This is a genomic window from Phycicoccus jejuensis, assembly GCF_044797865.1.
Classification (GTDB): domain Bacteria; phylum Actinomycetota; class Actinomycetes; order Actinomycetales; family Dermatophilaceae; genus Phycicoccus; species Phycicoccus jejuensis.
In genome coordinates this window covers 4,012,932-4,030,959 of the sequence record NZ_CP085209.1, presented here as the reverse complement: position 1 = coordinate 4,030,959, position 18,028 = coordinate 4,012,932, and the positions used below count along the sequence as shown (strand labels likewise).

Sequence of the window (18,028 nt, the reverse complement as noted above, 5' to 3'; positions counted from 1 at the left end):
CATTGACGCCGGGTGCGTAGGAAAGTAACATCGCCGCCGTGATCACCGAGGCGACCGTCCTGGCCCCCACCGAGGAGCGTCACCCCGGCACCGTCGGCATCGACGCCCTGGGCACCCTCGAGGTGCTGCGGCTGCTCAACGCCGAGGACGCCCGGGTCGCGCCCGCGGTGACCGAGGTGCTGCCGCAGCTCGCCGCCCTCGTCGACGCCGCCGTGACGGCGGTGCGGGCCGGCGGCACGGTGCACTACGTCGGCGCCGGCACCTCGGGGCGGCTCGCGGTCCTCGACGCCGCCGAGCTGCTGCCGACCTTCAACGCCCCGCCCGGGCTCGTCGTCGCCCACCACGCCGGTGGCCCGGCGGCGCTGCTGCGCGCCGTCGAGAACGTCGAGGACGACGCCGACCAGGGCGCCGCCGACCTCGACGACGTCGCCGCCGGGGACGTCGTCGTCGGGCTCACCGCGTCCGGCCGCACGCCGTACGTCGCCGGGGCCCTCCGGCTCGCCCGCGAGCGGGGCGCCGTCACCGCGCTCGTCACCGCGAACCCGTCGCCGGAGCTCGGCCCGCTCGCCGACCACTGCCTCGCGGTCGACACCGGCCCGGAGGTCATCACCGGCTCGACGCGCCTCAAGGCCGGCACCGCCCAGAAGCTCGTCCTCAACGCGTTCTCGACCGCCGTGATGATCCGGCTCGGGCGCACGTGGTCCAACCTCATGGTCGACGTCGTCGCGACGAACGCGAAGCTGCGGGGGCGCGTCGTGCGCATCCTGCGCGAAGCCACGGGGGCGGGCGACGACGAGGCCCGCGGCGCCCTCGAGGCCTGCGACGGCGAGCTGAAGCCCGCCCTCGTCGCCCTCCTCGCCGGCGTCGACGCCGCGACCGCCCGGCGCGCCCTCGCGGCCGCCGAGGGATCGGTCGCGCACGCCCTCGCCGCCCTCCCCGTCCCGGGCCCCGTGCCCGCCCCGGGCACCCCGTCCGCCATCACCGACAGCAGCACCCCACGGCCCCCGGCCCACGTCCCGACAGGAGACCCCGCATGACCTTCCGTTCCCGCAGGACCGGCACCGCCCTCGTGGTGGGCGCCGGCCTCCTCGCCCTCGCGGCGTGCGCGCCCTCGTCGTCCTCGGGCGACGGCGGCGCCGACGGCGACTCGACGACGCTGACCGTGTGGTCCTGGCGCGTCGAGGACAAGGCCGCGTACGAGAAGATCTTCGACGCCTACGAGGCGAAGAACCCGGGCGTGACCGTCGACTTCAAGCCGTTCAAGGCGACCGAGTACAACAAGATCCTCGCGACCGGCCTCGCCGGCTCCGACGGCCCGGACGTGCCGCAGGTCCGCTCCTACGGTGGCCTCCAGACGACCGTCGCCTCCGGCTCGCTGGTGCCGCTCGACGACGCGGTCGACCTCTCGGCGTGGGACGAGAACATCGTCGCCGGCGCCAAGGGCAAGGAGGACGGCAAGCTCTACTCGGTGCCGCTCGCCCGGCAGGCCACGGTCCTCTTCTACGACAAGAAGATGTTCGCGGACAACGGGATCCAGGTCCCCACCACCTGGGACCAGTTCATGTCGGTCAACGACACGCTGCTCGGCAAGGGCATCACCCCGCTCGCCGTCGGCGCCAAGGACGACTGGACCCTCCCGATCGTCCACGAGGTCCTCGGCGCGAGCCGCTTCGGCGGGGCCGCGTTCCAGAAGTCGGTCCAGTCCGGCGAGAAGGACTTCACCGACCCCGACTTCGTCGCCTCGGTCGACGTGCTCAAGGACCTCGAGAAGTACATGCCGAAGAGCGTCACCGGTGTCGCCGTCACCGACGCGATGACGTTGTTCTCCTCCGGCAAGGCCGCGATGTACCCCGGCGGCTCCTACGACCTCGCCGCGCTGCAGACCGCCAACCCCGAGATGGACCTCGGTGTCTTCCAGGTGCCCCCGGCGCCGGGCGCCCCGAGCGGCTCGGAGGCGACGACCGCGGGCTGGGCCGACGGCAACTTCGCCGTCAACGCCAAGTCGCCGCGCAAGGAGGCCGCCACGAAGCTCGTCCAGTGGATGGCCACGCCGGAGTTCGGCCAGATGGTCGCCGACGACATCAAGCAGATCTCGGCCGTCCCCGGGGTCACCTACTCCGACCCGGTCCTCAAGGACGTCGCCGCGAACCTCGACGCGAACGGCTCGCCGTACCTGCTGCTCACCGACTTCCGGTACGGCTCGCCCTCGGGCACCGACCTGCTCGGCAAGGGCACCCAGGAGCTGTTCCTCGGCAGCAAGGACGCCAAGACGGTGAGCACCGAGCTCAACGAGGGCGTCATGACCTGGTTCGAGCCGACGAGCTGAGCCACCCGACCCCGGCCCCGGCGACCGGCGCGTGCACCGCGTCGGTCGCCGGGCGAGCCGGTCGGCCACCCCACCCCGACCTCCACCCCGGAAGACCATGAACCGACGCACCGGACTGCTCTTCGTCACCCCGGCCCTCGCCCTGTTCGGGGTCTTCGTCCTCTACCCGATGGTCACCTCGTTCTCCTACGCCTTCTACGGCTGGGCGGGCACGGCGCGCCAGGGCTTCGTCGGCCTCGAGAACTTCACGGCGCTGTTCACCCGCGCCCCCTTCACCACCGACCTGCCGCGCGCCCTGTGGCACAACGTCCTCTTCTTCGTCGGAACGATGCTCGTGCAGAACACGATCGGCCTCACGGTCGCCTTCCTCCTGCACCGCCGGGCCCGCACCCGTCGCGCGCTCCAGACGCTCTACGCGATGCCCTACCTCGTGAGCCCGATCGTCATCGGCTACCTCTGGACGCTGCTGCTCTCGCCGACCTTCGGGCCGGTCAACACGCTGCTGACCAAGGTCGGCCTCGAGTCGTGGGCCCTGCCCTGGCTCGGCGACCCCGACACCGCGCTGTGGGTCGTCATCCTCGTGAGCGTCTGGCAGTGGATCGGCTTCCCCGTGCTGCTCTACGGGGCGGCGCTCGGCGGCGTGCCCGACGAGCTGACCGAGGCCGCGCGCGTCGACGGCGCCTCCAACGGGCAGGCGTTCCGCCGGGTCGTCCTCCCGCTCCTCGTCCCGGCCATCGGCACGGTGAGCGTCCTGACGTTCATCTTCGCGATGGAGGCGTTCGCGCTGCCGTACGCCTTCGGCGGCTCGACCGGCAACCCGGCCGGGTCGACCGACTTCCTCTCGCTCCTCTTCTACCGCACCGCGTTCGACTCCGGCTCGACCGACGCCATCGGCACCTCGTCGGCCCTCGCGACGCTGCTCTTCCTCCTCATCTTCGGAGGGGCGTTCGGCGCCACCGCGGTCCTGCGCCGCCACGAGAAGGGAATCACCGGATGAGCGTCGTCCCCGCCGGCATCGGTGCCGCCGACGAGCGCACCGACGTGACGAGCACGCCCGACGGCGTCCTCGCCCCGACGGGCCCGTCCGGGCATCGGGGGACCCGCGGCCGGCAGAAGCCGGTCGGCGGCCGCACGGCGAGCGTGCTGCTGTGGGTCTACGCCGCGTTCGCGCTCGTCCCGCTGCTGCTCATGCTCAGCAGCTCCTTCCGCAGCAACGGCGACCTCATCTCCGACCCGCTCGGCGCGCCCTGGCCTCTGTCGTTCGACGCGTACCGGGAGGCCTGGACCGCAGGCAACTTCGCCACGTACTTCGGCAACAGCCTGCTCGTGACGCTCGGCGCGGTGCTGCTGTCGACGACCGTCTCGACGATGGCGGCGTACGCGCTCGCCCGGGGTCGCTCGCGCATCTTCCGGTGGCTCGAGTCGCTCTTCCTGTCGGGTCTCATGCTCCCGATCCATCTCGCGATCCTGCCGATCTTCTACCTCTTCGACGGCGCGGGGCTCATCGACTCCAGGCTGGGGCTCGCGCTGATGTACGGCGCCTCGGGCGTCCCGTTCTCGATCTTCGTGCTCACGACGTTCTTCCGGCAGCTGCCGGCCGAGCTCGAGGAGGCCGCGACGCTCGACGGCGCCACCGCGTGGCAGACCTTCTGGCGGATCATGGTGCCGCTCGTGCGCCCGGCGGTCGCGACCGTCGCGGTCTTCCGGTTCGTCCCCATCTGGAACGACTTCCTCTTCCCCCTCGTCCTCCTGCGCACGCAGGACAAGTACACGCTGCCGGTGGGCCTCACGACGTTCTTCGGCGAGAACGCGACGAACTACGCGGCCGTCTTCGCCGGGCTCGTCATCACGACCATCCCGCTCATCGTGCTCTTCCTCGTCGCCACCAAGCAGATCGTCGCCGGGTTGACGGCGGGCATGGCCAAGTGATCGGCTCACGGCCGTGAGCACGGTCGTGGCGGTCGACGTCGGGGGGAGCGGGCTGCGGCTCGTCGTGCGCCGCGACGGCGTCGACGGGGAGCGGCGGCAGGCCGCCGGGGCGCGGGTCGGCGCCGGTGGCCTCGACGTCGCCGCGCTGGCCGCCGACGCCCGGGTGCTCCTCGACGCCGAGGGGGTCGACGCCCCGGAGGCCGTCTGCTGGTCGACGCGCGGGCTGCTCTTCCTCGCCGACCCGGCCGAGGTGCTGCGCGCGGTCGCGGCCGCCCTGCGCGCCCGGCGGACGGCCGTCGTCAGCGACGCGGTCGCGAGCCTCGTCGGCGCCCTCGGCGAGGTCGTGCCCGGTGCGGTCGTCGCGGCCGGGACCGGGGCCGTGGCCTTCGGTTCGGACTTCTCGGCGCACTGGACGCGGGTCGACGGCTGGGGCCACGTCCTCGGCGACCGCGGGTCGGCGGCCTGGGTGGGGATGGAGGGCCTGCGCGCCGCGCTGCGGTCGCGGGACGGCGTGGGTGGTGGCTCGCCCGGGCTGCTCGCCGCCGCGGAGGACCTGCTCGGGCCGTGCGAGGGATGGCCGCGTCGGGTCATGACCGCTGCCGACGCACCCGAGGCCCTCGCCTCCGTGGCCCCGCTCGTGACCGCGGCCGCCGGCGCGGGTGACGTCGTCGCCGCCGGGGTCTGCGTCGCCGCCGGGCACGCGCTCGGGGAGTCGCTGCTCGCCGCCGCCGCCGGGCTCGCGCGGCCGCGGCTCGTCGCGACGGGCGGGCTGCTGTCGGCCCCCGCGGTGCGGCGCGAGGTCCAGGCCGTCGTGGCCGCCGCCGGTGCGCGGGTCGAGACGGCCTCCGGGGGCGCGCTCGACGGCGCGCTCGTCCTCGCCGCGCGGCTCGACGCGGACGGTGGGCTGCCGCGGCATCCGCAGTACGTGCACCTCGCCGGCGCCTGACAGACTCTCGCGCCATGGAGATCCCGCAGCACTGGGTCCGGGTCGAGGGCTTCAGCCCCCACCTCGGGCGTTCCGGCGCGCCGCTGACGGTGTGGGGCTGGTCGGCCGAGTCCGACGCGGACGCCGAGCGGGTGGGCCGCGAGCGGCTCGCCGAGCTCCTCGAGCGGGTCGCGCGCGAGGGGCGCCTGCCCGAGACGCGCGGCTACTACCCGCGCACGCCGCTGCGCGAGCCCGTCCTCGAGGAGGTCCGCGCCGACGACGGCCGGCTCATCGGGGTCGTCACCCGCAACCGGATGGGCTGCGAGGTCCTCTGCACCGACCTGCTCCTCATCGCCGACGTCGACTGCCCCGAGCTCGCCGACGAGCGCCCGGCCGCCCGGCGTCGCTCGACGCAGTCGACGGCGGGCGACCGGGGCCGCGGGGTCGGGGGTTTCCTGCGCCGGCTCGTGCTCGGCCGCCCGGACCCCACCCCGATGGAGCCCTCCGGCGAGGACGCGGCCGGGCTCGACGGCCCCGAGCCGGTCGCCGGGCCGGCGGGGAGCGCGTCGTCGTCCTCCGGCGCGTCGGGGTACGAGGCCTACCCCGACCCGCCCGGCGAGGAGGGCCGGGTCGTCACCGCCACCGGTCCGGGCGGGCCGTCGGTGGCCGACTGCCTGGCCGCCGAGAACGCGTGGGAGTTCGGGCGCCGCCATCCCGGGCTCGGGGTGCGGGTCTACCGGACGGCGGCCGGGCTGCGCGTCGTCGTCACCGGCGCCGGGCTGGCGCCGCAGTCGCCCGAGGCCCGGGCGCTGCTGATGGAGCTCGAGTCGGACCCGTTGTACGTCGAGCTCTGCGCGACGCACGCCAGCTACCGGGCCCGCCTGACCCCCAAGCCGTTCCGCATCGGGCAGGCCGCGCTGACCGTGCCCTGGCCGTGTCGCGACGACGCCGAGGAGCGCCGGTACCTGCGCTGGGTCGACACCTACGAGGCCGCGGTCGGCGAGTACGCGGTGTGCCGTCTGGTCAGCGCGTCGGGGCCGGTGCCGGGGCCGGACGAGCAGCGGCTCGTCGAGCTGCACGACGAGCGCACCGGGGTCGCGGAGCGCCTGCCCCTCGCCTGACCGGTCGAGGTGGAGCTCGACCCCCTCGCGGTCGGGTTTCACCTCGACGCGGGGATGCGCCGGCGGGTCGAGGTGACAAGAGACCCTCTGGCGGTCGGTTTTCACCTCGACCGGGGGAGAGCAACGAGGAACCCCCCGGTCGCGAGCGACCGGGGGGTTCCTGGTGGCGGAGGATGGGGGATTTGAACCCCCGAGGGTTTTATCCCAACACGATTTCCAATCGTGCGCACTAGGCCACTATGCGAATCCTCCGCCGAGGAGGCTACCCGAGGGCAGGGGTGCACCAGAAATCGGGCGCTGCGCACACCCGCAGGAGCGGTCGACAGCCGGCGGCGGCGCTGCCATCATCCGGGCATGGACGAGGGGGCGAAGGTCGCGACGCGGTCACCACGGGGCGCCTGGACACCGCCCGACGACGGGTCGCCGCACCCGCCCCGCCGCAGCGACGGGGTCTTCGGGCTCGTCATGGTGCTGCTCTGGGTGGCGTGGCTCGTCCTCACCGGCATGACCCAGGCCCGCCTCGTGACCGCCGAGCAGCTGCGGGACGACCTCGCGGCGGGCCGGGTGACGGAGTGGCGGCTCGTCGGCCTGCCGTCCGCGGCGCGCGACGGCTGGGCCGGTGACCCGCAGGTCACCCTGCCCGCGATGCGACCCGACGGCACCCTCGACCCCCAGCAGCCCGCCCTCGGGGGCCGCCCGAGCGTCGAGTACGACGTCGACTCGCTGCTCGGTCCGCGCCGGATCCTCGACCCCGGGACGGTCGGTGACGGCGGGGGCGCCGCCGCGGCGTCGCTCCGGGCGGCCGGGGTGCCGGTGGCGGCCCACGACGTCCCGTTCGAGACGTCCGGGCCCAGCCGCGAGTCGGTGGTCTTCGCCGCGCTGCCCCTCCTGCTCATGATGCTGGTCGCGGTCGGCGTGGGTCCCCGACCCACGCGCGGCAGCCGGTGGTTCTGGTTCTGGCAGCTCTGGGTGCCGCTGGGTCTCGGCGTCCTCGCCTACGCCGTCCTCGAGCAGGTGCGGCCCGCCCCCGCGCTCGCCGCGGGGCAGGGCCATCGCCGTGGTGGATGGAGGGGGCTGGCGGTGGCGATCGCCGGCGGCCTGCTCGTGACCGGGCTCCTCACGGCGCTGGCCGACGCCACCCACTGGCTCTGGGTCGTGCGGCCGTGAGCGCGCAGACCACCCCCGGGTCACCCGGGGTGCCGGAGCTCGCCCGGCGCGTGCTGCTCCCGCGACGTCCGTCACCGCAGGTGCTGCGCCTCGCCGCCGGGCTGCTCGTCCTCGTCGCCACGACGGCCTGGTCGGTCCTCGCGTGGGCGGGCGCCGTCCGGACCGTGGATGTCGACCGGCTGCAGCTCGACCTCGCGCAGGGGCGCGTCGTGGCCGCGACCCTCGTCGAGGACGTCCGGGAGGACGGCGGCGGCTTCGGGTCGCGCCTTTGGGACTCGACGACGTGGACGGTCCACGGCGACGGCGCACCGGACGGCGGCGGCACCGCCCTGGTCTACCGCACGACCGACCTCGTCGGCCCGCTGCGGCTCGTCGACGTCCGGGCGACGTCCGGCCCCGAGGCGCTCCTCGCCGAGGTGCGCTCCAGGACGGGCGGGGTCTCCTCGCAGGTCGGCGACCCCGACCCGGTGCGGGGCGTCCTCCCGGCGCTCGTCGCGCTCGGGGTGCTCGGGCTCGTCGTCGCCGGTCCGCCGCCGCGCTGGGGGACCCGGTGGTTCTGGTTCTGGGTGTGCGGCGCGGCCGTGCCGCTCGGGGTCTGGGCCTTCGCCGTCCTCGAGCTCGTGACGCGACGGCGCCACCACCCCGAGGGTCTGCGCCGGCTCGGCGGCTGGGCGGGCTTCGGCCTCGGGTTCGTGCTCTCGGTGGCGGTTCCGCTCGTCGGCGCGGGCGTGCGGCGCCTCCTCGGGGCCGGGGTGTCCTTCTAGCCGCTCAGGCGCCGGCGCGTCCTCCGGGCGGGCCGACGACGAGCAGCGCGGCCGTCGCCACGAGCACGAGCGCCCCGCCGACCACCGCGGCGAGGACCGGCCGTGACAGCGCCCGGGCGAGCACGCGCTCGAGCGCGTGCGCCGGACGGTCGCCGCCGGGGGCGAGCCGCCACGACGTCGCGAGGCGGCCGCTGCGCTCCACGCGCCGCTCGACCCAGAGGGTCGCGAACGGCGGCAGCGCCGCGACGAGCGCGAGGGCGGTCATCCGGCGCGACCAGCGCTGGTCGAGGGCGACGACGACCGTGACGAGCACGTACGCGAGGAACACGACGCCGTGGACGAGCCCGAAGACGGCGACGCCGAGCTCGGTCGTCCGGGTGACGTACTTGAGCACCATGCCGAGCAGCAGCAGGCCCCAGGTGACGGCCTCGGTGCGGGCGAGCGCGGGGTACAGGGTCGCGGGGGTCATGTCGTCCTCGGGTCGTGGCGGGGGCGCCACCATCCTCCGTGACGATGCTGGGAGCGCTGCGACCGGGGCGGCCGACGGCGCGCCGCAGGGCGGGTCGCGACGACGACCCGCCCTGCGGTGGAGGGTGGCTCAGCCCTTCCAGGAGCCGCGCCAGTGCTTCTTCCCGTCGTAGATCTGCACGATCGTGCCGGGCGCCGGCGGGTCCTCGTTGCCGAGCGTCGCGGCCCACAGCGAGCCGTTGCGGCCCGACTCGACGGCCACGACCCCGGGCAGGTCGAGGTAGGGCCGGACCTTCCCGTGGCGGACCACCGAGATGCGTCCGGCGAAGAGCTCGGCGACGTAGATCTCGCCGTGCGACCCGAGCGCGAGGTTGGTCGCGCCGAGGAGGCCGCGCGCGACGAGGCACACCTCGCCGGTGCGCGGGTCGACGCGGTAGACCGAGCCCCGCGCGCCGAGGACCGGCGACTCCGGGCCGCCCGGCAGGGTCGTCACGTAGAGCATCCCGTCCCGGCCGACCTCGACGTCGGTCGGCACCGACTCGAACCGGTACGTCACGCCGACGACGCAGTCGGGCAGGCCGAGCGCGGCGGTCATCTCGGCCGTGAAGGTCGTCGGCTGCGCCGGGAGCACCGCGAGCGTGCGGATGCGCCCGCTGTTCGTCACCGTGAACAGGGCGTTGGCCCCGGCGTCGGCGACGACCCAGCCGCTGCGGGTCGCGGCGACCGAGTAGGCGTGCGAGTCGACGCCGCCGGTGTAGGACACCGGGAACTGCGCCGCCGTGAAGGCGTCGGTGACGCACTGGCTCGGGTTGCGCACCCCGTAGCGGATGCGCGAGTCGGGGTTCTTCGCGACCTCGAAGGCGTGCGTGTCGGCGTAGGTCGTCCGGCCGCGGGCGTCGCGTATGGTCAGGCCGCTCTCGGAGTTCTCGAACGTCGAGAAGTCGGTGACCGTCGTCGTCCACGCGATCCGCTTGCCGTCCCGGGAACGGGCGACGCCGGAGGCCCCGGGCTGCTCGGTCGCGATGGGCGTGATCGACCCGTCGCGCTGGAGCCGCCCGACGAGGCCGGGCCCGCCGTCGGCGACGAGCACCGATCTGCCCGAGGTGTCGATGTTGAACGGGGCGGCGAGCTGGTCCGAGCGCGGGACCGGGTGGGGCGTGGGGTGCCCTCCGTGGGCCGACGCGGCGGTCGGTGGGACGAGGAGGAACGCGCTCGCGGCCGCGACCGCGGCGAGCATCCTGGTGGGTCTGGTCATGCGTGGTCTCCCTGCGGTGCGCGGCCCCCTGGTCGCGCGGTGGGCGGTGCTGGGCGACGGCGCAGGTGGGTGGTCCCCCTCGGCCGCCGCGGTGGTGACCCCGGTCCTGCGGGTCACGGTGAGGCGCCGGCGGTCATGCTTCCGGCCGGCGGCGCCGCCGGTCAATGGCCCGATCGAGCCATGCCGGGCAGACGCCGGCTCCGGCCCGAGCGTCGGCTCGGACCGGGTCCGTGGGGTCGTGCGGAAGTGGTGAGGTCAGTCGCGGGCCCGTCGAGCACCCGGTCGTGCCGCAGCGAGGTCGCCTTGGTCTCCTTGGCGAGGAGGACGGAGACGACGGTGATCGCCGCCGCCACGGCGAGGTAGACGGCGACCGCACCGGTGTTCTTCTCGTCGGTCGAGCCGAGGAGCTGCAGGGCGATGATCGGTGCCAGCGCACCGGCGAGGATCGACGCGAGCTGGTAGCCGACCGACGCGCCGGTGTAGCGCACTGAGGTGCCGAAGAGCTCCGAGAAGAACGTGGCCTGCGGCGAGTACATCAGCGCGCGAAGAACAGGCCGACGAGCGTCGCGAGCATGATCTGCGGCCCGCTCAGGCTGTCGATCATCCCGAAGTACACGAAGCCCCAGACCCCGACGCCGACGGCGCCGACGAGGTACAGCGGCCGGCGGCCGACCTTGTCCGAGAGGGCCCCGATGGCCGGGATGAGGACCGACTGCATCGCCGCGCCGGCGAGCAGCGCCCCGAGGACGACGCCCTTCTGCGCACCGAGGTAGGTCGTGACGTACGTGATGACGACGATCGTGAAGATGTAGTAGCTGATGTTCTCGGCCATCCGCATGCCCATCGCGAGGAGGACCTCACGGGGGTAGCGGCGCAGGACCCCGAGGATCGGCAGGTGGGCCTTGTCCGAGGACTCGATCTCGGCCTTGGCCTCGGCGAAGACGGGGGACTCCTCGAGGCTGACGCGGACCCAGAGGCCGATGAGGACCATGACGGCCGAGAGGAGGAACGGGATGCGCCAGCCCCAGGCGTTGAACGCGGCGTCGGACTGGAAGACCGAGAGCAGCCAGAGGACACCGGTCGCGAGGAGGTTGCCGAAGGGCACACCGGCCTGCGGCCAGCTCGACCAGAAGCCGCGGTGCTCGTCCTTGCCGTGCTCGGCCACCATGAGGACCGCGCCGCCCCACTCGCCGCCGACCGCGAAGCCCTGGACCAGGCGGCACAGGAGCAGCAGCAGCGGCGCCGCGATGCCGATCGTCGCGTAGGTCGGCAGGAGGCCGATCGCGACGGTCGCGCTCGGGGAAGAACAGGCTGCCGAAGACGAGGGCCGCGGCGGAGCCGTGGAGGAAGAAGTCGTACCACTCGACGGCGGTGCCGACGACGCTGGCGAAGACGATCTTGACGATGTTGCTGCGGGTCGGCGTCGGGGACGCGGAGCCGGCGGGACTGACGACGGTGTCGGACATGAGCCGCAACCGTAGGGATGTCCGCGGTCGAGGGGGGCGTGCGTGCCGGACACATCTCGACGAGGAGGGTGGTGCGGGGAGCCACCCCCGAGCACGGACGGCGGGATGGCGGGGTGCGGTCGTCGGCGCCGTCGACGCGCCGTCGGGTCGGCGGGGCGGGTGAGGCCACCCCGGGATTTCCGCCCGACGCGGCTCACCCCGTACGATCGTGCCCGGCACCCCGCGTGGTGGTACCCCACTGAACTCCCCCAGGGCAGGAATGCAGCAAGGGCAGGTGGGCTCTTCCAGGTACGCGGGGTGTCCTCGTGTCCGGGGACGCCCCGCGCGAGGTCAGCGCGTGGCGGGCTCGGCCTGTCCGGCGTGCTCGTCGGGGCCGCAGACCCCGCCACAGCCCCCCGCCCCGCACCCGCAGCCGGTGGCCTCGGGCTGCGTCGTCTCGGCCTCGGCGGCGCCGCCGCTGCCGCACGCGCCGCCGCAGCACCCACCACCGCAGCCGCCACCGGCGGCGGGCATCTCGGGCTCGGTGCCCTGGAGGTCCCAGACCTGGCGGATCGCCTGGAGGAGGACCTCGACGGGCTGGGCGCCGGTGACGCCGTACTTCTGGTCGAGGACGAACGTCGGCACGGAGGTGATGCCGATCTGGCCGGCGAGCGCCTCGTCGGTGCGGACGTCGATGCCGAAGTCGTCGGAGGCGAGCAGGTCGCGGACTGCCTGCTCGTCGAGGCCGCCCTCGACACCGAGACGGACGAGGGTCTCGTGGTCGCCGATCGCGGCGCCCTCGGAGTACCAGGCGCGCAGGACGCGGTCGGTCACCGGCTGCTCGAGGTCGCGCGAGCGCGCGAGGTGCAGCAGGCGGTGGGCGTCGTAGGAGTTGCCGCCGACGAGGCGCTCCCACGCGAAGTCGAGACCCACCTCGGCCGCGTCGCGGGCCATCTGCTCGTGCTGCGCGACCATCTGCTCGCGCGGCGTGCCGTACTTCTCGGCGATGCGGTCGACCTGCGGGGTGGCGTCGACGGCCGCCGCGTTGCGGTCGAGCTGGAAGCTGTGCCAGACGACCCCCACCTCGTCGGCGTGCTCGAACTGCTCGAGGGCGAGCTCGAGGTGGCGCCGTCCCAGGTGGCAGAACGGGCAGAGGATGTCGGACCAGACGTCGATGCGCACCCCCCGAGGGTAGGTCACGCTCCTGACGGTCGGGGCTCAGTCCCGGTGGGCGGAGGACGCGCGGCCCAGGACGCCGTGCGCGCGCAGCCACACGACGACCACCGCGAGCGCGGCCGACGCCGCGGCGAGCGGTACGTCGGCGGTCGCCGCGAGGAGGGTCTGGACGACGACGACCCCGGCCCCGGCGGACACGAGCAGCGGCACGGCGAGCCACGCGAGGAGCACCTGCGGGCCGACGTCGGGGAGGAAGGCGAACGAGGGCGGCATCACCCGGAAGGCGGCCAGCCACTGCGACCCGAGCACGACGGCGCCGACCGAGGCCGTGACGAGCGCGGCCGTCGCCGCGGCCACCCCACCCGCGAGCAGCCCGGCGGTGACGCCGGCGGCCGGGACCGCGACGACGAGGACGAGGGCGGCCGGGGCAGCGGTGTGCGCCACCGCCTCCCGCGTCACGGAGCCGCCGAGCAGGCGTGGCGCCCCGAGGGTGTCCCCAAGGAGGCGCAGGCCCTCCGCGACCGGCCCGGCCCCGAGGTGGAACAGCAGCGCGCAGAGGGCCGCGGGGACGATGTTGCCCGGGCGCCCCGCGACGACGGCGCCGAGCGCGACCCCGGCCGCGAGGAGCAGGACGGCGCTGCCGACGACGAGGAACGGCTGGCGGCGCAGGCCGAGGAGGTCGCGGGCGAGCACCGTCCGCACCGGGCCGCGCGAGCGCAGCCGCCAGGTCCGGCCGCGGCGGACGGGGGAGGCGGCCTCGAGCCGGATCGCCCGCGGGTCGCCGGCGAGGACCCCGCCGCCGAGGCGGGCGGAACGCGCGCTGTGCGCCCGCAGCCCGTCGAGGCCGAGCGCCCGCAGCGCCGTCCCGGGGCGCGCCGCCGTGCGCAGGGCGGCGCCGGTGCGCATCCCGGCGTGGTCGTCGGCCGCGAGCTGGCCGGCCAGCCAGGCGAGGAGCACCGTCGTCGACCCGAGCCCCCCGACCGCGAGGCCGGTGACCGCGGCCGCGGGGCCGGCCGCCCCGCCGCCCCAGACCGCGGCGCCGAGCACCGACGCCACGAGCGTGCCGCCGACGAGCAGGCCCGTGGCCGGCAGCCGCCAGGCCTCGCGCAGGACGAGCCGGCGGTCGGCGGGCCCGGTCGCGACGTGGTCGAGCCAGGGCAGGTCGGGCGTCACCGGGCCGCGCCGCCGGCCGGTCGCGTGGGCCAGGAGCGCGAGGACGACGACGAGGGCCACGACACTGCCGAGGACGAGGGCGCCGACCCCGGACGTCGGGCCGAGCGAGACACCGCGGGCCGGCAGGTCCGCGACCTCGACGACGCCCCGCAGCACGGTGAAGCCGTAGATGCCGCTGAGCAGCGCGACGACGTAGAGCGTGTAGAGCAGCGAGCGCCACGAGCCCGAGCCCTCCTCGCCGTGGAGGACGTGCTGGACGTCCGCGAGACGCTCGCGGTCGGTGCCGACGGGCCCGTCGTGCCCCGACGCGTGGGTCACCGGTGCCCCGGGTCGATGTCGACGACGGCGTCGGCCACCGCCTCCGTGACGGCCGGGTCGTGGCAGGCCAGGAGGATGGTCGTGCCGGCGTCGCGGCGGGCGCGCAGGAGACCGGCGAGGAGCATCCGGCGCTCGGTGTCGAGACGCTGCTCCGGCTCGTCGAGGACGAGGAGGCGGCCCGGGCGGAAGAGCGTCAGCGCGAGGTGGAACAGCTGCGTCTGTCCCGACGACAGCTCGTGCGGGAAGCGGTCGGGGAGGTGCCCGATGCCGACCTCGTCGAGCGCGGCGAGGACCCGCTCGTGACACGTCGCGGGGTCGCGGCCCCACGAGGCGTCGACGAGGGTCAGGTGGTCGACGAGGGTGAGGTCGCGCCAGCCGGCCGGGGTGCCGAGCAGCGCGGCGACCGCCTCGCGGGTGGCGGACCGGCGCTCGTCGGCCGGCTCGCCGTCGAGCGTGACGGTGCCGGTCGAGGGCGAGGTGAGCCCGGCGACGAGCCGCAGCGCGGTCGTCTTGCCGGCCCCGTTCGGGCCGCGCAGGACGACGCAGGAGCCGGCGTCGACGGTGAAGGACGTGGGGTGCAGGAGGACGGCGCCGTCGATGTCCTTCGAGGCGTCGCGGACCTCCACGCGGGTTCCGGTCACGGGCCTCACTCTCTCACCCGCGGGCCGTCCACACGCCTCGGGACGGGCGTTCCCGGTGTCCGCGCCGACGGCTAGGGTCGTCCGGGTGAGCACCGCCCTCTACCGCCGCTACCGGCCCGAGACGTTCGTCGACGTCATCGGGCAGGAGCACGTGACCGAGCCCCTCATGCAGGCGCTGCGGACGGGGCGGGTCGGGCACGCGTACCTGTTCTCCGGCCCACGCGGCTGCGGCAAGACGACGAGCGCGCGCATCCTCGCCCGCTGCCTCAACTGCGAGCAGGGGCCGACCCCCGAGCCGTGCGGGACGTGCGACTCGTGCGTGGCGCTCGCGCGCGGCGGGCCCGGCACCGTCGACGTCATCGAGATCGACGCCGCGAGCCACGGCGGTGTCGACGACGCCCGCGACCTGCGCGAGCGGGCCTCGTACGGCCCGGCCCAGAGCCGCTTCAAGATCTACATCATCGACGAGGCGCACATGGTGACGCCGCAGGGCTTCAACGCCCTGCTCAAGATCGTCGAGGAGCCGCCGGAGCACGTGAAGTTCGTCTTCGCGACGACCGAGCCCGAGAAGGTCATCGGCACGATCCGCTCCCGCACCCACCACTACCCGTTCCGGCTCGTGCCGCCGGCCCGGCTGCAGTCCTACATGGAGGAGCTCTGCGCGCGCGAGGGTGTCGCCGTCGCGCCGGGCGTCCTGTCGTTCGTCGTCCGCGCGGGCGGCGGCTCGGTCCGCGACTCGCTCTCGGTCCTCGACCAGCTGATGGCCGGCTCCGGCGACGCCGGGCTGACCTACGAGTCGGCCGCGGCGCTGCTCGGCTTCACCGACGGCGAGCTGCTCGACGCCACCGTCGAGGCCTTCGCGGCCGGCGACGCGGCGGCGGTCTTCCGGGCCATCGACCGGGTCGTCGAGACCGGCCTGGACCCGCGCCGCTTCGTCGAGGACCTCCTCGAGCGGCTGCGCGACCTCATCGTCGTCGAGGCGATGCGCGAGGGTGCCGCCCAGGTGCTGCGGCACGTCCCCGAGGACCAGCTCGAGCGGATGCGCCGGCAGGCGGCCGCCTTCGGTGCGGGGTCCCTCTCGCGGGCCGCCGACGTCGCCAACGCCGGCCTCACCGAGATGACGGGCGCGACGGCGCCGCGCCTGCAGCTCGAGCTGCTCGCGGCCCGCATCCTCCTGCCCGGCGCCGCGGGGGAGTCGGGCTACGCGGCACGCATCGACCGCCTCGAGCGCCGCCTCGACGTCGGGGGCGTCCCGACGGCCGCGGCGGCGCCCGCTGCCCCCGCCCCGGTCGCGCAGGCCCCGGCGCCCGCCCCGGCACCGGTCGGTGAGGCGCCGGCCGCCCCGTCGCCGGCCCCGGCCGCGCCGTCGTCCGTCCCCGCGGAGCCGGAGGCCGCCCCCGAGCGCCCGGCCCCGGCCCCGCCGCCGGCCGCCGAGCGCGAGGCCCCCACGCCCCCGCCGACCCAGCAGCAGCCGCCCACCCCGTCGGCGCAGCCGCCGGCGGACCGGCCGGCACCGCCGCAGCAGGCGTCCGCCCCGCCGCCCCAGCAGGCCCCTGCCGCCTCCATGGCGGAGCGCCGCGGCCCCGGCGGCCTCGACACCGACGCGATCCGCCGCTCGTGGCCCGACGTCCTCGACTGGCTGAGCCGGCACAAGCGCGTCACGTGGACCTTCGTCTCGCAGAACGCCCAGGTCGTCGAGTACGACGGCGTGCGCGTCATGCTCGCCATCTCGACGAGTGGGCTCGCCGAGACCTTCCGTCGCGGGGCGCACGCCGAGTACGTGCGCCAGGCGCTCATCGACGTCCTCGGCGTCGACGCCAAGGTCGAGGGCCGTCCCGGCGACGTCCAGGTGGCCCCCGTCCCCGAGCCCGCCGACGTCCCGCCGCCGCCGGACCCGGGCCCGGAGCCCTCGCACCCCTCCGCGACCTCGCACCAGGACGGCCCGGCGCCGTCCACGCCGGCGCGCGACCGCGGCCCGTCCCCGGCCGAGATGGGGGTGGCCTCCGGCCCCGGTCCCCGGTCCGAGGCGCCGAGCTGGTCCGACGCCCCGCCGCCGCCGGAGTCCGCGCCCTCGTGGGCCAGCCCGCTCGAGCAGGCCCGGGCCACGGTGGCGGCCGAGTCCGAGCAGGAGGTCGTCGCGCAGCAGCACGTCGTCGACGACACCGCCATCAGCGACGACGACGAGTCGATCGACGACCTCTCCGACGTCGGCGTGCCCGTCGTCGAGCGCATCCTCGGCGGCACGGTCATCCAGGAGCACGACCGGTGAGCCGGGTCGCCTACCGGGCCGGTCACCTCGTCGTCGCACCGACGGCCAAGCTGGTGTGGCGCCCGACGGTCACCGGCACCCACCACGTGCCGCGCACCGGCGGCGTCGTCCTCGCGTCGAACCACCTGTCGTTCATCGACTCCTTCGCCATCCCGATCGTCGCCCCGCGGCCGGTCAGCTTCCTCGCGAAGTCCGACTACTTCACCGGGCCCGGCCTCGGCGGCGCCGTGCGGCGCGGCTTCTTCGAGGCCATCGAGGCGATCCCCGTCGACCGGCACTCCTCGCGCGCGGCGCAGGAGTCGCTCGACGCCGCGCTCGAGGTGCTGCGCGCCGGGCGGGCCTTCGGCATCTACCCCGAGGGCACGCGCTCGCGCGACGGCCGGCTCTACAAGGGCCGCACCGGGGTCGCCTGGTTGGCGCTGACGGCCGGCGTGCCGGTCGTCCCCGTCGGCCTCGTCGGCACCGACGAGGTCCAGCCGGTCGGCAGCAGCTTCCCCCGGCGGGCGAAGGTCCGCGTCTCGTTCGGCCCGCCCATCGACCCCGAGCCGTACGCCGATCTTCCGGCCGGCAAGGCGCGCCGCCTGATGACCGACGCGGTGATGGACGCCATCGCCGGCCTCACGGGCCAGGAGCGCGCCGACACCCACAACGAGCTCCCGCCCGAGAGCACCGGCGCCGCCGTCGGCATCTGAGCCCCGCCCCGCACCGGTCGAACGGGTCCGGCGCATACTGGGGGGAGGTATCCGTCAACGAGAGGAGCCGGCCCGTGCCGAGCACCCAGCAGTTCCGCGCCACCGGCCTGACCTGCGGCCACTGCGCCCACGCCGTCACCGAGGAGCTCACCGCCCTCGACGGTGTCGACGACGTGGCGGTCGAGGTCGTGAGCGGGGGCGAGTCGGTCGTCACCGTCACCGGCCGCGAGCTGACCCGTGCCGAGGTCGCCGCCGCGCTCGACGAGGCCGGCGACTACGCGCTCGTCCCGGCCTGACCCGCGCCGCGCCGCACCCGCGCGCCCCGAGCCGCCCTCCGGGCCGCTGAGGCCGTAGGCTCG

The 18,028-nt window shown here is 75.3% G+C and carries 18 protein-coding genes, 1 tRNA gene and 1 other RNA gene; 12 read left to right on the top strand and 8 right to left on the bottom strand.

From position 1 onward, the window contains the following. The first annotated feature begins 38 nt into the window (after positions 1 to 38). The 6 genes from murQ to LG324_RS19170 all read left to right on the top strand — a co-directional run bounded on the left by murQ (position 39) and on the right by LG324_RS19170 (position 6,301). The gene (gene murQ / locus LG324_RS19195; RefSeq protein WP_404350492.1) at positions 39 to 1,037 is read left to right on the top strand and encodes an N-acetylmuramic acid 6-phosphate etherase; all 999 of its coding nucleotides are present in this window, start codon (positions 39 to 41) and stop codon (positions 1,035 to 1,037) included. Continuing rightward, a complete protein-coding gene (locus LG324_RS19190) occupies positions 1,034 to 2,326 on the top strand; it encodes an ABC transporter substrate-binding protein (protein WP_030526472.1) in 1,293 nt (430 codons plus the stop codon). Before murQ ends, LG324_RS19190 begins: the two co-directional genes overlap by 4 nt. A 97-nt stretch (positions 2,327 to 2,423) precedes the next feature. Next, positions 2,424 to 3,323, top strand: coding sequence for a carbohydrate ABC transporter permease (locus LG324_RS19185; protein WP_036828654.1), 900 nt, complete (start codon positions 2,424 to 2,426; stop codon positions 3,321 to 3,323). Further along, positions 3,320 to 4,255 (top strand): carbohydrate ABC transporter permease, encoded by a 936-nt coding sequence (locus LG324_RS19180; RefSeq protein WP_404350490.1) that lies wholly within the window; start codon positions 3,320 to 3,322, stop codon positions 4,253 to 4,255. Before LG324_RS19185 ends, LG324_RS19180 begins: the two co-directional genes overlap by 4 nt. A 13-nt stretch (positions 4,256 to 4,268) precedes the next feature. Continuing rightward, positions 4,269 to 5,201, top strand: a complete 933-nt coding sequence (locus LG324_RS19175; protein ID WP_404350488.1) for a BadF/BadG/BcrA/BcrD ATPase family protein — start codon at positions 4,269 to 4,271, stop codon at positions 5,199 to 5,201. A gap of 14 nt (positions 5,202 to 5,215) precedes the next feature. Continuing rightward, positions 5,216 to 6,301, top strand: coding sequence for a hypothetical protein (locus LG324_RS19170; protein WP_051750023.1), 1,086 nt, complete (start codon positions 5,216 to 5,218; stop codon positions 6,299 to 6,301). Between the two features lie 164 nt (positions 6,302 to 6,465). On the opposite strand, the gene LG324_RS19165 is transcribed toward LG324_RS19170, so the two are convergent. Then, positions 6,466 to 6,553 (bottom strand) — tRNA-Ser (locus LG324_RS19165). Between the two features lie 102 nt (positions 6,554 to 6,655). On the opposite strand from LG324_RS19165, the gene LG324_RS19160 reads away from it, so the two are divergent. Together LG324_RS19160 and LG324_RS19155 are read left to right on the top strand one after the other, a co-directional pair. Continuing rightward, a complete protein-coding gene (locus LG324_RS19160) occupies positions 6,656 to 7,468 on the top strand; it encodes a hypothetical protein (protein WP_404350486.1) in 813 nt (270 codons plus the stop codon). After that, the gene (locus LG324_RS19155; RefSeq protein ID WP_404350484.1) at positions 7,465 to 8,232 is read left to right on the top strand and encodes a hypothetical protein; all 768 of its coding nucleotides are present in this window, start codon (positions 7,465 to 7,467) and stop codon (positions 8,230 to 8,232) included. The genes LG324_RS19160 and LG324_RS19155 overlap by 4 nt, the downstream gene beginning before the upstream one ends. Positions 8,233 to 8,236: 4 nt before the next feature. On the opposite strand, the gene LG324_RS19150 is transcribed toward LG324_RS19155, so the two are convergent. The 4 genes from LG324_RS19150 to LG324_RS19135 form a co-directional block, all read right to left on the bottom strand. Continuing rightward, entirely contained in the window at positions 8,237 to 8,701 is a 465-nt protein-coding gene (locus LG324_RS19150) for a DUF3817 domain-containing protein (RefSeq protein ID WP_404350482.1), read from the bottom strand. Positions 8,702 to 8,830: 129 nt separating this feature from the next. Further along, the gene (locus tag LG324_RS19145) at positions 8,831 to 9,955 is read right to left on the bottom strand and encodes a ScyD/ScyE family protein (RefSeq protein WP_404350480.1); all 1,125 of its coding nucleotides are present in this window, start codon (positions 9,953 to 9,955) and stop codon (positions 8,831 to 8,833) included. A 161-nt stretch (positions 9,956 to 10,116) separates the two neighbouring features. Continuing rightward, positions 10,117 to 10,491 carry a hypothetical protein gene (locus LG324_RS19140; RefSeq protein WP_404350478.1) on the bottom strand — a complete coding sequence of 125 codons (375 nt, stop codon included), beginning with the start codon at positions 10,489 to 10,491 and terminating at the stop codon, positions 10,117 to 10,119. Next, a complete protein-coding gene (locus tag LG324_RS19135; RefSeq protein WP_404350476.1) occupies positions 10,491 to 11,474 on the bottom strand; it encodes an MFS transporter in 984 nt (327 codons plus the stop codon). Before LG324_RS19135 ends, LG324_RS19140 begins: the two co-directional genes overlap by 1 nt. A gap of 158 nt (positions 11,475 to 11,632) precedes the next feature. Here LG324_RS19135 and ffs point away from each other — a divergent pair. Then, positions 11,633 to 11,729: signal recognition particle sRNA small type (gene ffs / locus LG324_RS19130), an RNA gene on the top strand. A gap of 22 nt (positions 11,730 to 11,751) precedes the next feature. Here the strand turns inward: ffs and LG324_RS19125 are convergent. Genes LG324_RS19125 through LG324_RS19115 form a run of 3 tightly spaced genes read right to left on the bottom strand, consistent with a single transcriptional unit; the run spans position 11,752 to position 14,708 of the window. Continuing rightward, positions 11,752 to 12,582, bottom strand: a complete 831-nt coding sequence (locus tag LG324_RS19125) for a DsbA family oxidoreductase (protein ID WP_404350474.1) — start codon at positions 12,580 to 12,582, stop codon at positions 11,752 to 11,754. Positions 12,583 to 12,618: 36 nt separating this feature from the next. Then, a complete protein-coding gene (locus LG324_RS19120; RefSeq protein WP_404350473.1) occupies positions 12,619 to 14,067 on the bottom strand; it encodes a hypothetical protein in 1,449 nt (482 codons plus the stop codon). After that, complete coding sequence (locus tag LG324_RS19115; RefSeq protein WP_404350471.1) at positions 14,064 to 14,708, bottom strand: ATP-binding cassette domain-containing protein; 645 nt, start codon at positions 14,706 to 14,708, stop codon at positions 14,064 to 14,066. The genes LG324_RS19120 and LG324_RS19115 overlap by 4 nt, the downstream gene beginning before the upstream one ends. A gap of 85 nt (positions 14,709 to 14,793) precedes the next feature. Here LG324_RS19115 and LG324_RS19110 point away from each other — a divergent pair, with 85 nt between their 5' ends. The 3 genes from LG324_RS19110 (at position 14,794) to LG324_RS19100 (ending at position 17,965) form a co-directional block, all read left to right on the top strand. Further along, on the top strand, positions 14,794 to 16,977 hold the full coding sequence (locus LG324_RS19110) for a DNA polymerase III subunit gamma and tau (protein ID WP_404350469.1): 2,184 nt from the start codon (positions 14,794 to 14,796) through the stop codon (positions 16,975 to 16,977). Next, on the top strand, positions 16,974 to 17,669 hold the full coding sequence (locus LG324_RS19105; protein WP_207022364.1) for a 1-acyl-sn-glycerol-3-phosphate acyltransferase: 696 nt from the start codon (positions 16,974 to 16,976) through the stop codon (positions 17,667 to 17,669). The genes LG324_RS19110 and LG324_RS19105 overlap by 4 nt, the downstream gene beginning before the upstream one ends. Before the next feature lie 74 nt (positions 17,670 to 17,743). Continuing rightward, positions 17,744 to 17,965 (top strand): heavy-metal-associated domain-containing protein, encoded by a 222-nt coding sequence (locus LG324_RS19100; protein ID WP_404350467.1) that lies wholly within the window; start codon positions 17,744 to 17,746, stop codon positions 17,963 to 17,965. The last annotated feature ends 63 nt before the right edge of the window (positions 17,966 to 18,028 follow it).

Coding starts and splice junctions, on each gene's coding strand:
- LG324_RS19190 (WP_030526472.1), top strand. CDS start 1,034: ATGACCTTCCGTTCCCGCAGGACCGGCACCGCCCTCGTGGTGGGCGCC.
- LG324_RS19185 (WP_036828654.1), top strand. CDS start 2,424: ATGAACCGACGCACCGGACTGCTCTTCGTCACCCCGGCCCTCGCCCTG.
- LG324_RS19180 (WP_404350490.1), top strand. CDS start 3,320: ATGAGCGTCGTCCCCGCCGGCATCGGTGCCGCCGACGAGCGCACCGAC.
- LG324_RS19170 (WP_051750023.1), top strand. CDS start 5,216: ATGGAGATCCCGCAGCACTGGGTCCGGGTCGAGGGCTTCAGCCCCCAC.
- LG324_RS19160 (WP_404350486.1), top strand. CDS start 6,656: ATGGACGAGGGGGCGAAGGTCGCGACGCGGTCACCACGGGGCGCCTGG.
- LG324_RS19150 (WP_404350482.1), bottom strand. CDS start 8,701: ATGACCCCCGCGACCCTGTACCCCGCGCTCGCCCGCACCGAGGCCGTC.
- LG324_RS19145 (WP_404350480.1), bottom strand. CDS start 9,955: ATGACCAGACCCACCAGGATGCTCGCCGCGGTCGCGGCCGCGAGCGCG.
- LG324_RS19140 (WP_404350478.1), bottom strand. CDS start 10,491: ATGTACTCGCCGCAGGCCACGTTCTTCTCGGAGCTCTTCGGCACCTCA.